Origin of the sequence: Pseudoalteromonas sp. (genome assembly GCF_041629635.1) — a bacterium.
Classification (GTDB): Bacteria; Pseudomonadota; Gammaproteobacteria; order Enterobacterales; family Alteromonadaceae; genus Pseudoalteromonas.
On record NZ_JBFKMX010000111.1, the window covers coordinates 1 to 12,462 of the forward strand.

Below are 12,462 nucleotides of genomic sequence, written 5' to 3' on the forward strand. Positions count from 1 at the left end.
CACACAGATGATTGCTTAAATTTTTAAAGAACAGTGCAAACAACTTAGTGCTTGCTGCAGCCTCTCTCGCTGCGAAGTGGAGCGCTATATTAACCGCTTCACTTTTAAAGTCAACTAGAAAATCAATTTATTTTTCAAAGTAACTTTCCGTTTGCCTTTCTTTCACTTAACTCAGCGTTTGTTGTTGCTGTGCTCCGTGTCGGTGGATGCGCATTATAGGGAGATTCGATTTCAGTGCAAGCACTTTTTGCAAGAAAATTTAAACTTTTGAACCGTTTGCTCACCAAGTGAGCAAAACACCTATTTCCTTAACAAAAAGCGCTTTGTTTTGATCAATTAGTTAACAGCTATGTGTAAAGTTTGACCAGCTTTACGAAGGTATTCACACTCAGCTTCTAATTCTGCCTGCATTAAAGGATGTTGGCTAAACCAAATATGTGGAATAACGATTGATAAATCGCTTTTTGATGTAACTAATTTTAACTCTGGTAGTACGTCATCTTGTCTACGCATACTCAGAATCACTGATAAACGAAGTATATGAAGCAGCTTATAAGTAATATCTGAAAAACAACCTAACGACTCAAGATTAATTTTATCAATATCTTCTTTGTGATACTTCACCAAAAAGACTAAACGATTCTTCTGTGCTTTGGTAAATCCGGGCATATCTGTATTTTTCATAATGTATGCGCCATGTTGACCATACTTTTTATAACCAATCAGTAAACCTGTTTCGTGTAATTTAGCAGCCGCTTCAAGAATCGATAAATCTTCATCAGATAATTGCCATTCATTTTTTACTTGGTTTGCAAGTATTAAGGCAATATCTGCAACACGCTGAGATTGAGTAGCATCAATATGGTAACGCGTTATAAAGCTATTAACTGTGCGAGCACGAATATCTGAATTATGTAGTTCAGGGATCATCGAATAGAGAACCCCTTCCCTTAATGCGCCACCAGCAAGTCCCATTACTTCTATATCTAAGCTTTCAAATAAAGCGATTAAAATAGAAAGGCCTGACGCAAATACCAATTTGCGTTCTTGCACTAGCCCTGGCAGGTCAAGCTTGTCGATAGATTTATAAAGCACAGCTTGGTGTTTTATGGCGTTGAGTTTATCAAGCGTCAGCAAATCATCTTGTCTTTGTGCGATCATAATTTCTTGAATGGCTTGTACCGTCCCAGAAGCACCCGACACACTTAACCAGCCAAGCGTTTTATACTCAGCAATAATTGGTGCGATAATTTTTTTAGCCGCAACTGTTGCCGCTTCGAAATTATCATGGGTTAACAAGCCATTTTCGAAATACTTTTCGAGGTAGGTGACACAACCCATATTTAAGCTTTTATATAAAAGCGGGTTAAAGCCGTCACCAATCACGACTTCAGTACTTGCACCACCAATATCAATCACTAATTGCTTACCGAGTGTTGATGAAGTGTGCGCTACACCTTTATAGATTGTTTTCGCCTCTTCTTCGCCACTGATCACTCTTATAGGGTGACCAAGAATCAATTCAGCTTTTTCAACAAACTGCTGGGCATTTGCAGCCAAGCGTAACGTTGCTGTTGCAACAATCGTGATATTATCTTTCGGAATATCCTGTAAGCGCTCTGCAAAAAGAGAAAGACACTCCCACCCTCTTTGCATGGCTTCAATACTTAGTTGGCTATTTTCATCCAATCCTGCCGCTAACCTAACCTTTCGCTTCACTCGACCAATTGTCTGTAAATCACCGGCTACGGCTTTGGCTATTAACATATGAAAACTGTTAGAGCCTAAATCAATTACGGCATAACAGTTTTGCTCATTTGCTTTATCAACGGTTAGCATTGATACCTCAAAAAAAACAACTAACTATGGGCTCGTCTCTGAGCTGGTTTATTTGGGCGTCGATTATTTTGATTTGGACGCTTTGCACGGTTATAGCGAGGCTTTGGAATGTCATCTAACAATGCAGTTTTATCATAATGTGATAACGGAATCACATGGTCAATATACTCTTCAATTGGCTGAAGATTATACGCATATTGCTCACATGCAAAACTAATCGCATGCCCATAAGCACCAGCTCGACCTGTACGACCAATGCGGTGCACATAATCTTCACAATCATCTGGCAAATCAAAGTTAAACACATGGCTTACGGCATCAATATGCAATCCACGCGCAGCAACATCGGTGGCAACTAAAAAGTCTAAGTGACCATCTGTAAACTGCTTTAAAATTGAAATTCGTTTTTTCTGATTAACATCACCTGTTAATAAGCCAACACGGTGTCCATCTGCCTTCATCCATTGATACACGCTCTCACACATGTGCTTAGTATTCGCAAATACAATCGCTTTTTCTGGCCACTCTTCTTCTATTAAGGTCAGTAAAAGTGGAATTTTATCGTCTTGAGAGGTATGGAACAGTTCTTCTTGAATACGATGATTAGTTTTCTGCTCGGGTTCAACCTGTACATGCACGGGATTTGTCATATGTTCAAATGCTAATTCTTGCACACGATAAGACAGGGTAGCTGAAAACAGCAAGTTCAAACGCTCACTAGCTTCAGGCATGCGGCGCAGTAAATAGCGAATATCTTTTATAAAGCCAAGATCGAACATACGGTCAGCTTCATCAAGCACTACAACTTCGATATCGTTTAAGCTAAAACAACCTTGCTTGTAGAGATCGATTAATCGGCCAGTTGTGCCAATTAAAATATCGACACCTTTTTCTAACTGTGCCTGTTGCTTTTCATATTCCTCGCCACCATATACAATGCCAAGATTAAGTTTACAGTCAGGTGCAAAAATTTTTGCATCATTGTAAATCTGTAATGCTAACTCCCTTGTAGGCGCCATAATAAGTGCCCTAGGGTGTTTACTTGCCCCTTTACTATTAACCAGTAAGTGGTGACAAGTCGCAGCTAAAAACGCAATGGTTTTACCTGTACCTGTTTGCGCTTGCCCTGCAATATCTCGTTTTTGTAGTGCGTAAGGTAAACTTTTTGCCTGAATTGGCGTACAAAGTTCAAAACCTTTGCGAGTTAGTCCGGCAACCACTTCCGGCGCGATATCAAAGTCGGCAAACTTTGTTTCGGTTAAATGTGTCTTATTCATAGCGAATAAGCATAACGCTTAAACTTGCAATAAGAAACAATAGTGTTTAAATACATTATAAATAAATTCGCGAAAATTATCGGAGAACCCAATGAGCGATAAAATTATCCAACTTACAGACGATAGCTTTGAGTCTGATGTAGTTAATGCTAGCGGCCCTGTACTAGTTGATTTTTGGGCTGAGTGGTGTGGTCCTTGTAAAATGATCGCTCCTATTCTAGACGAAGTAGCAGAAGAGCTTGCTGGTCGTGTAACGATTGCTAAATTAAACATCGATCAAAACTCAGGTACACCACCTAAGTTTGGTATTCGCGGCATTCCAACACTACTTCTATTTAAAGATGGTGCGGTTGCTGCAACTAAAGTTGGTGCGCTTTCTAAAACTCAACTTGTTGAATTCTTAGAAGACAACATTTAATTAAAGAGGCTGGTTAACCAGCCCCTTTAATTTTTACACTGATTATTTTTTATAAAGACTGGACGCTTTCAACAAGAGCTGCTAACTTATTACATCATATTTATCCTTAGTAATTATTCATTATTACTCCCACTCAAAAACCTTGAGAAAAAAACATTAAAGAACCCACCGATATGCATTTACGCGAACTTAAAAATAAGTCGATTAACGAACTTGTAAAACTAGCTGAGTCCATGGGACTTGAAAATGTAGGCCGCTTAAGAAAACAAGACATCATTTTTGCCATTTTAAAAGCACACGCAAAAAGTGGTGAAAACATCTATGGCGGTGGCGTATTAGAAATACTTCAAGATGGTTTTGGCTTCCTTCGTTCTTTCGAAGCATCTTATTTAGCTGGACCAGATGATATCTATGTATCGCCTAGCCAAATAAGACGCTTTAGCTTACGTACTGGTGATACAATTAATGGATTAATTCGTCCGCCAAAAGATGGCGAACGTTATTTTGCTCTACTAAAAGTAAACGAAGTCAATTTCGATAAGCCAGAAAACTCTCGCACTAAGATCCTGTTCGAAAACTTAACACCTCTGCACGCAAACGACCGTTTACGTATGGAACGTGGTAATGGTAGTACTGAAGATATTACGACACGTGTAATTGATTTAGCAGCACCAATTGGTAAAGGTCAACGTGGTCTTTTAGTAGCTCCGCCAAAAGCGGGTAAGACAATGTTGCTGCAAAACATTGCTCAGTCTATTAGCTCAAATCACCCAGAGTGTGAACTAATCGTTTTACTTATCGACGAACGTCCTGAAGAAGTTACAGAAATGCAACGTCTTGTAAAAGGCGAAGTAGTGGCATCAACATTTGATGAGCCTGCTAGTCGACACGTACAAGTTGCTGAAATGGTAATTGAAAAAGCAAAACGCTTAGTTGAACACAAAAAAGACGTGGTTATTTTACTTGACTCAATTACGCGTTTAGCACGTGCCTATAACACTGTTATTCCTTCATCAGGTAAAGTTCTTACTGGTGGTGTTGATGCAAATGCGCTACATAAGCCAAAGCGTTTCTTCGGTGCTGCACGTAACGTTGAGCAAGGCGGTAGCTTAACAATTATTGCAACGGCACTTATCGATACTGGCTCTAAGATGGATGAAGTTATCTACGAAGAGTTTAAAGGTACTGGTAATATGGAATTACACCTTAACCGTAAGATTGCGGAAAAGCGTGTATTCCCAGCTATTGACTTCAACCGCTCAGGCACACGCCGTGAAGAGCTTTTAACGAAAGCAGACGAGCTACAAAAAATGTGGATCCTGCGTAAAATCGTTCACGAGATGTCAGAAATCGATGCTATGGAATTCTTGATTGATAAACTTGCAATGTGCAAAACCAATGACGAGTTCTTCGATTCGATGAAACGCAAGTGATTGTAATTAAAATAAAAAGCGCCTGCATTTCCCGGCGCTTTATATTTTCTGGCTTTTCCTAATTACCTTGCTGACAATTTCATAAATTCCGCAGTTGATAAAAGTACTCATCTTTAATAGATGCCTTAGAATAAATTACTCGACAACGGTTATATCAAGCCGTTCAGATTTACCTCTGTAACCAGAAATCAGCGTAAAAGAGCCTGTTTTCGCAGCTGCTGTTAACTCTAAATATGCTTCGTTAGTGCCTTCTTTCAAAAGCTTAGACGTTGCTAAGTCTGTGCCCGACAAATTCCAACTAGCAAATTCAGAAACATTAAAATCTCCATTAACACCAGTTAAGTCTGCAAATAATTGCAATGACACTTTAGCCCCTTGCTTAATTTCAAGGCTATCTTTACCAGTATTAATTTTTAAGCTTTTTAGCGTGGAATCACCAGTTACTTCAACCGAAACCTGTGCTTGCTGACCACCACAAGTAGCAAATACATTGGTCGTGCCACTTGTTAGTCCAACAATATTACCTTTCACATTATCAGCATTTGAAACTGACGTAACAGCGGTATCACTTGAAGCCCAAATAGCACTATTTGAAATCGTGTATGTTTCACCATTTAGTAATGTTAGCTTGGCTGTTAACGTATCGCGCTGTGCAAGTTCCAGTGCTAACGATTCAATGTCTTTGCTCTCACGTTGAATAGATAAGCTATTTAAATGCGCAATTGATGCTGTAAAGTTATCACTTCCTGTTACACCATCAGTGTGTTTCGCTGTAATGGTTAACGTTTCATTCTGTTCTGCTGAAGTTGAAAGCAATCCTGATGAGCTAATACTTGCGGTAGTTGAGCCAGTCGATTGCCAACTTAGTAGGTTTATATCAGGTGCACTTACATAACCATCTTGATACGTTACTTTTGCTGCAAGTTGGGTGTCAACACAGGTATTAAAGGTTTTACTATCAGAACTCTTCAAAACAACACTTAATGCTGTCGCTTTGCTCTCGCTAATCGATAACGCTGTTGTTGCTTCCAGTTCGTTTATTGTTGTTGCAGTAAAAGTCACAAGACCTTGATTATCTGATAGTGCTTTTACTGCCGTAACCACCCCATTTGAATCAATAGTTGCAACATCCGTATTTGATGACGCCCACGTAACTTCTTTAGTAACATCTCTCACGTCACCTTTTGAGTCAGTGCCCATTGCTACCAATTGATGAGTTTGTCCCGGACGTAAACGAATATCGCTGCCAGTAAATTCGATGCTTTCGATAATCGTGCCATTAGCACGTTGTGACTCTAATTTAACCGCTTTAACTAACGCTGCTGGGTCATCTGATTCGCTGCACGCCGAAAGTACAAACGCACTCGCCACCGCTAAAGGCAATAATTTATATTTTGTCATGTTCAATTCCCTTTAGAATGTGTAGCTAAGTCCAAGCGTGTAATTAGCAAGTTTAAAATCACTGTCGGAATGTAATACCTGATAACCCAAGCGCACTTTCACTTGCTCAAAACTTGGGATTGCTTGATTTAAGCCTATGCCCCAGGCAAAACCATTGTAACTATCAATATTATTGTAGGTTTCATCAGGCCCTGAAACGGCAAGGTCATTCCAGCTCCAACCAAGTAAAATATCTGCACTAAAACCGTAAGAAGCTGGCGATTCAAAACGACCAAATACCGAGTAAGACTTATCAAGGTCAAAGTTCATACGGTAAAGATCATCGTCACTACTTGATACCGCCGCTTGCCCTTCCAAAGCAATACCATCAAAAAACTCATAGCCCGCTTTTACATAAACCGCATTGGGGTTTACTTTTTCATTGGCAATTTCAAAGTTGTTATACGCATAATCTACGCCAACATATATATCATTGGCGGCTAATGTAGCGCCACTAAACGCAAGCATGCTGGTAAAAATCAAAGGTTTCATAAAAATCCTTTTACTGTTGTTGTGTCCCTATTCTATTGAATGCTAAACCAAAAAGCATCCACAGAAGTATAAACAATTGTAACCATGCAAACGGTAATACAATTGCCCGTAAGTTGTGCAAAAGGTTATACTATCACCAATCAATTTTTATTATTAAAAGCCTGACAATACTATGAAATATAAAGACCTCAGGGACTTTATCGAACTGTTAGAAAAGAAAGGTCAGCTAAAGCGTATCAAGCAAGAAATTGATACCTACTTAGAGATGACCGAAATAGCCGACCGCACTTTGCGTGCAAAAGGCCCTGCACTACTTTTCGAAAATCCAAAAGGCTATTCTATTCCTGTACTTGCTAACCTGTTTGGCACACCGGAGCGTGTTGCTTTAGGTATGGGGCAAGAAGATGTATCAGAACTAAGAGAAGTTGGTAAGCTACTTGCCTTTTTAAAGGAGCCAGAGCCACCAAAAGGTATTAAAGATGCGCTAAGCCAACTACCTGTGTTTAAGCAAGTACTCAATATGCCGCCAAAAGAAGTTAAAAAGGCACCATGCCAACAAGTGATTGTTGAAGGTGATGATGTTGATTTAACTAAATTACCGATTCAGCACTGTTGGCCAGGTGATGCTGCACCACTAATTACTTGGGGCTTAACGGTAACTAAAGGGCCTTATAAAAAGCGCCAAAATTTAGGTATTTACCGCCAACAATTACTTGGTAAAAACAAAATCATTATGCGCTGGTTATCACACCGTGGCGGCGCACTCGATTACCAAGAATGGTGTAAAGAACATCCAGGTGAACCTTATCCTGTCTCGGTAGCGCTTGGGGCAGACCCTGCAACTATACTTGGCGCAGTAACCCCTGTGCCTGATACGCTTAGCGAATATGCTTTTGCTGGATTGTTACGCGGCAGTAAAACAGAAGTGGTTAAGTCAATTTCAAACGACTTACAAGTTCCTGCTAGCGCAGAGTTTGTATTAGAAGGTTATATTGAACAGGGCGAGATGGCACCAGAAGGGCCTTATGGCGACCACACAGGTTACTATAATGAAGTCGACGACTTCCCGGTCATGACAGTAACGCATATTACGCATCGTAAAGATCCTATCTATCACAGTACCTATACTGGCCGTCCGCCTGATGAGCCGGCTATTTTAGGTGTCGCACTTAACGAAGTGTTTGTGCCTATTTTGCAAAAGCAATTCCCTGAGATTGTGGATTTCTACTTACCACCTGAAGGCTGTTCTTACCGTATGGCCGTGGTTACTATGAAAAAACAATATCCAGGTCATGCTAAACGCGTAATGATGGGTGTTTGGTCATTCTTGCGTCAATTCATGTATACTAAGTTCGTTATTGTGTGTGATGATGACGTGAATGCGCGCGACTGGAACGATGTGATTTGGGCAATTACTACGCGTATGGATCCTGCCCGCGATACCACAATGATCGAAAATACCCCAATTGATTATCTCGACTTTGCCTCACCTGTTTCTGGCTTAGGATCAAAAATGGGGCTTGATGCCACCAATAAATGGCCTGGCGAAACCGACCGCGAATGGGGCGAACCCATCGTAATGGACGATAAAGTCAAACAACGTGTTGATGAAATTTGGGATTCACTCAACATTTTAGAAAAGTAACGCAGTTAAACTTGCGTCGTGAAAAGGTTTAAAAATGCAATTAGTTAAAGCAAACGTGGTAAGCATTACTCCATTAACAGAGTTTGTTTATAAAGTTGAACTAAAACCAAGTGAGCCAGTGTCATTTGAAGCAGGTCACTACCTGCAACTGGTATTGGGTGAAAAGGATAAGCGCGCATTCTCAATCGCAAGCCGCCCAAGCCAAACAGAGCTATTAGAATTACATATCGGTGCATCAGAAGAAAACAGCTATGCCATGCAAGCGCTTGATCACCTAAAAGAGCACTTTGCTAATAATACGCAAGCTGAGCTTGAAGTGGGCTTAGGTATTTCACAGCTACGCACTGAGTCTGAGCTACCATTAGTGTTACTTGCGGGCGGCACAGGCTTTTCATACGTAAAATCAATGGCCGATCACCTTGCTGAAATCAAATCAACACGCCCTGTGTTCTTTTACTGGGGTGTACGCGACGAGTCAGCACTTTACGCAAAAGATGAAATGGAAAAGTGGGCTGCAAGCCAAGCTAACTTCAACTTTATTCCTGTAGTAGAGCACGCAACTGACACATGGCAAGGTCACACAGGTTATGTGCATAAAGCCGTAATGAAAGACATTGTTTCGCTAGAGCCTTATGAAATCTACATGGCAGGCCGCTTCGATATGATTGGCCCTGTACGTGATGACTTTATTAATCACGGCGCAATTCGCGAAAACATGTATGCAGATGCTTTTGCATTCATCAAATAATAGATATCGTGATTTTCTAAAAGGAGCCACTTGGCTCCTTTTTTATTTTCGAGATCATTTGCTACTGACACTCCCTGGCACAATAGCCTGATTAAATAACCTCATCATTTCAAAGGAGACAAATGATGAGTAACGTAATCGAAATCGTAAACTTTAAATTAGCAGAAACCACCCAAGCAGCAGAATTCGCCGCTGCTAATGATGCATTGCAGCAGTTCCTAAATAACCAAACTGGTGTGCTATACCGCTCACTTGCCAAACAACAAAGCGACAATATTTACGTTGACGTGGTTTACTTTGCCACCATGGCAGATGCTAAACGTGTGCAAGAAGCATTTTATGAAAATGAAATTTGCCAGCAATTCGCCAAGTTAATTGAAAAAGAAAGTGTTATTTTAGAGCACTACGATGTAGTGTCACAAACACCTTGTGATGCATAATTAACACGTAAAGCGCATTCAATTAAGGAAATATGGTGCATAAATCTGAGCGTTTATTTCAACTGGTTAACTTACTTAAAGGCCGCCGTCTTGCTGTAACCGCCAAACAGCTAGCAGATAAACTAAACGTATCTGAGCGCACCATTTACCGCGACATCCAGCATTTGCAAACATCGGGCGTGCCCATCGAAGGCGAAGCAGGCATCGGATACTTAATTGCTGAATGTGACCTGCCGCCGATGATGTTTACCCTCGAAGAGCTACAAGCCTTAATGCTCGGCAGTCGCATGGTAAGCGAATGGACGGATCCTGTTTTAGCCGATAAAGCCCATTCTGCACTCGCTAAAATTGAAGCGGTATTACCAAGTAGCTTAAAACAAAAAGTGGATGATCTGCCCTATTTAGTATCGGGTTGGAGTCACAACCAAGCGCAACAAGCCTTCACCCTCACCTTACGCCAAGGCATAGAGCAACACCGCTGTGTCAACATTGATTATTCCGACGCCAAACAGCAAACCACCACCCGCCTAGTTGAACCTTTAGGCATGGTTTATTGGGGTGGCAAATGGACACTAATCACCTATTGCCGCTTACGAAACGATTATCGTGAATTTCGCATAGATCGCATTCAAGCGGTATCACTTACGGAGTTTGCTTTTACAACCCATGGCGATAAATCGCTCGCACATTATGTGAAGCTAGTGCAGGAGAAATATAAGGAGTGTTAAGGGCGCTGCTTTATTTTTGAAACACTCCTTTGCAAAACCTTACCGCTGTTCTGCTAGATAGATATCGTAACTAAATAAATCTAACTCAAGCGCACAGTCTCAACTTATTTATAGAATTAAAACTGGTTTGTCGCGCTGGCGACAGCAGCCAAAGGGCGGCTTGCGCCGGCCTCCCTTTGGAATCCCTCGGCACCCAAAAATCAAACTGACTCTTCAAGCAAAATTTAAATGTGAACATAAACGCCATGAAGCAACGTCCATTTTGTATATGGCTTGATTAATGGGTATTGGGAGTGAACGTTGCAAACAGTTTTCAAGTCCACAAATGCGCTAAATTCGAAGGAGGTAAAGCCCTCTAATTGAAGCGTTTGTTATGAGCGCGCCTACTCTTCACTATAAACCTGAGCGATTTCATCTGGAGTTAACTCAATCGGCACAATACGAAGAAGTCCATTTACTATGGATGGTTCGAAGAACTCTTTTAATCTATCTGTACTTCTTTGATTTCTAATTGGGTCAGATTCTTCACCTTCCACATCCACAAGCAGTAAATTTAAGTGTGCATTTGCTTTTTTAACTTTGTTGTAAAGATAGATTTTGTTGAGCATCAAATAAACTCTTTCGCGCATCATAATAGATGAAGCCCTCGAAACCTTTACTTCAACAAAAATTTCACTTTCGCCTGTATTAATGTACCCATCATAAATAGGCTGAATATTGCTAACCGCGTCTATACCACTAAATTGAGTTACGAGCTTTGCTTCTTGAATAAGATCGAAATCTGTTAAATTTCTTTTTTGAAGGAAGTGAGAAAATGCAAGCTCTTCTAGTTTTTGGTGGTTTACACGTCTTCTTGCCGGTCTTGATCTTTCTGTAGACTCTTCGCTCTCTTCAGTTCTCTTGTTCGTTATCTCTTCGTCAGTTGCTTTTTCGACACCCATCTTTTTAGCAATATCGTCAGAGAAGCCTATTATGTTGGTGCTTGATTGATTTTGAGAGATTGAAGTAACAACATTAACTAACTCTTTTCGAAGCTCTGTATTCTCAGAGTTCAGTTTGCTGATTGAAGTATCTTTCGCTTTGATTTCTCTAGACATGGTTAGCATTTTTCCAACGCTAAAGTTATCAAAGCTTTCACTTAAAACGATAACAACCAATAGAATTATTAGCGTAATAATTCCTGTAGATATGGTACCTTTTGGTTCGATTGATAAAAAACTATAGGCAACAAGCCATACTATAAAGCCGGACAATGCCACTATTAAAGCTCTTACAAAATTATTAGTTTTTTTATCGGTCATAGATTATTCCATTAAGCCTTAAAAACATTTTATTAAGAGGCAAGTTGCCTCTTTTCCTACCGCAACATCGCCTGTTTATATTCAAAGTAAATTTATAACACCAATAATTAATTGTTACTAGTCAGATAGTTAATTAACAACCTTCATATTATAAGTTGTAGAAGGCGGGCAACTTGTCTGCTAAAAATATTAAGGAAGAATTGTTCTTTTCTACACAGAAGAGATGAAGTTATTCAATAACAGCTGAGTTTCGATCTTGAAGACCGTTGTTAAAGTTTTTTCCGCTTTTATCAAACCCGAAGCATCAGGTCTGAATTTGATAATGCGAGACAGGGAGCGAAGCGGTCGAGCAAGCCATGTACAACATGGACGTTGCTTCATGGCGTTTATCTTTAAATTCAAAGTTGATGTGAGGAAAAGTTTGATTTAGCGGTCGCCTTTCTTTTGGTTACTTTATCTTTGGCGAAGCAAAGAAAAGTAACATAAAGCCCAAGGATGGGCTTTTTAGGAATGCAGGGAGGCGCACATTTTTTTGAAAAATAACGCTATAGCGTTACGCGTATTTCCCCATTAACACTTTACGCTCACTATCACTTAAAAACGCGATTTGTAATGCATTCTTTTGTGCTTGCGTGATTTCAGCTTGTGTTAAACCAGCTTGTGGTGCTGCCACCTCAAATTCGTGGCGAATTTCAATATTA

At 40.2% G+C, this 12,462-nt stretch carries 11 protein-coding genes and 1 pseudogene; 6 read left to right on the forward strand and 6 right to left on the reverse strand.

All coding sequences use genetic code 11. The annotated features are described in order from the left end of the window. Positions 1–336: 336 nt before the first annotated feature. The gene (gene gppA, locus ABYD77_RS14270; protein ID WP_372770797.1) at positions 337–1,839 is read right to left on the reverse strand and encodes a guanosine-5'-triphosphate,3'-diphosphate diphosphatase; all 1,503 of its coding nucleotides are present in this window, start codon (positions 1,837–1,839) and stop codon (positions 337–339) included. Positions 1,840–1,859: 20 nt separating this feature from the next. Continuing rightward, a complete protein-coding gene (rhlB, locus tag ABYD77_RS14275) occupies positions 1,860–3,116 on the reverse strand; it encodes an ATP-dependent RNA helicase RhlB (protein ID WP_372770798.1) in 1,257 nt (418 codons plus the stop codon). 91 nt (positions 3,117–3,207) lie between these two features. Between rhlB and trxA the strand changes: the two genes are divergently transcribed. Further along, positions 3,208–3,534 carry a thioredoxin TrxA gene (gene trxA / locus ABYD77_RS14280; RefSeq protein WP_372770799.1) on the forward strand — a complete coding sequence of 109 codons (327 nt, stop codon included), beginning with the start codon at positions 3,208–3,210 and terminating at the stop codon, positions 3,532–3,534. Positions 3,535–3,707: 173 nt separating this feature from the next. Next, positions 3,708–4,967: a transcription termination factor Rho gene (gene rho, locus ABYD77_RS14285; RefSeq protein ID WP_010562309.1), complete on the forward strand. Its 1,260-nt coding sequence runs from the start codon at positions 3,708–3,710 to the stop codon at positions 4,965–4,967. 135 nt (positions 4,968–5,102) lie between these two features. On the opposite strand, the gene ABYD77_RS14290 is transcribed toward rho, so the two are convergent. Both ABYD77_RS14290 and ABYD77_RS14295 read right to left on the reverse strand, forming a co-directional pair. Further along, on the reverse strand, positions 5,103–6,368 hold the full coding sequence (locus ABYD77_RS14290) for an Ig-like domain-containing protein (RefSeq protein ID WP_372770800.1): 1,266 nt from the start codon (positions 6,366–6,368) through the stop codon (positions 5,103–5,105). 12 nt (positions 6,369–6,380) lie between these two features. Then, a complete protein-coding gene (locus tag ABYD77_RS14295; RefSeq protein WP_372770801.1) occupies positions 6,381–6,899 on the reverse strand; it encodes an outer membrane beta-barrel protein in 519 nt (172 codons plus the stop codon). 172 nt (positions 6,900–7,071) lie between these two features. On the opposite strand from ABYD77_RS14295, the gene ubiD reads away from it, so the two are divergent. The 4 genes from ubiD (at position 7,072) to ABYD77_RS14315 (ending at position 10,460) form a co-directional block, all read left to right on the forward strand. Further along, a complete protein-coding gene (ubiD, locus tag ABYD77_RS14300) occupies positions 7,072–8,544 on the forward strand; it encodes a 4-hydroxy-3-polyprenylbenzoate decarboxylase (protein ID WP_105170402.1) in 1,473 nt (490 codons plus the stop codon). Between the two features lie 34 nt (positions 8,545–8,578). Next, the gene (gene fre / locus ABYD77_RS14305; RefSeq protein ID WP_010562314.1) at positions 8,579–9,292 is read left to right on the forward strand and encodes an NAD(P)H-flavin reductase; all 714 of its coding nucleotides are present in this window, start codon (positions 8,579–8,581) and stop codon (positions 9,290–9,292) included. Positions 9,293–9,414: 122 nt separating this feature from the next. Further along, a complete protein-coding gene (locus ABYD77_RS14310) occupies positions 9,415–9,732 on the forward strand; it encodes a hypothetical protein (protein ID WP_249363325.1) in 318 nt (105 codons plus the stop codon). Between the two features lie 32 nt (positions 9,733–9,764). Continuing rightward, a complete protein-coding gene (locus tag ABYD77_RS14315) occupies positions 9,765–10,460 on the forward strand; it encodes a helix-turn-helix transcriptional regulator (protein WP_372770802.1) in 696 nt (231 codons plus the stop codon). Between the two features lie 383 nt (positions 10,461–10,843). On the opposite strand, the gene ABYD77_RS14320 is transcribed toward ABYD77_RS14315, so the two are convergent. Further along, positions 10,844–11,761, reverse strand: a complete 918-nt coding sequence (locus tag ABYD77_RS14320; protein ID WP_372770803.1) for a hypothetical protein — start codon at positions 11,759–11,761, stop codon at positions 10,844–10,846. A 553-nt stretch (positions 11,762–12,314) separates the two neighbouring features. After that, a pseudogene (locus tag ABYD77_RS14325) lies at positions 12,315–12,462 on the reverse strand (adenosine deaminase); the annotation flags it as partial.

Bases quoted from the DNA above. Each gene is read 5' to 3' on its own strand.
- gppA (WP_372770797.1), bottom strand. From the start codon at position 1,839: ATGCTAACCGTTGATAAAGCAAATGAGCAAAACTGTTATGCCGTAATT.
- rhlB (WP_372770798.1), bottom strand. From the start codon at position 3,116: ATGAATAAGACACATTTAACCGAAACAAAGTTTGCCGACTTTGATATC.
- trxA (WP_372770799.1), top strand. From the start codon at position 3,208: ATGAGCGATAAAATTATCCAACTTACAGACGATAGCTTTGAGTCTGAT.
- rho (WP_010562309.1), top strand. From the start codon at position 3,708: ATGCATTTACGCGAACTTAAAAATAAGTCGATTAACGAACTTGTAAAA.
- ABYD77_RS14290 (WP_372770800.1), bottom strand. From the start codon at position 6,368: ATGACAAAATATAAATTATTGCCTTTAGCGGTGGCGAGTGCGTTTGTA.
- ABYD77_RS14295 (WP_372770801.1), bottom strand. From the start codon at position 6,899: ATGAAACCTTTGATTTTTACCAGCATGCTTGCGTTTAGTGGCGCTACA.
- ubiD (WP_105170402.1), top strand. From the start codon at position 7,072: ATGAAATATAAAGACCTCAGGGACTTTATCGAACTGTTAGAAAAGAAA.
- fre (WP_010562314.1), top strand. From the start codon at position 8,579: ATGCAATTAGTTAAAGCAAACGTGGTAAGCATTACTCCATTAACAGAG.
- ABYD77_RS14310 (WP_249363325.1), top strand. From the start codon at position 9,415: ATGATGAGTAACGTAATCGAAATCGTAAACTTTAAATTAGCAGAAACC.
- ABYD77_RS14315 (WP_372770802.1), top strand. From the start codon at position 9,765: ATGGTGCATAAATCTGAGCGTTTATTTCAACTGGTTAACTTACTTAAA.
- ABYD77_RS14320 (WP_372770803.1), bottom strand. From the start codon at position 11,761: ATGACCGATAAAAAAACTAATAATTTTGTAAGAGCTTTAATAGTGGCA.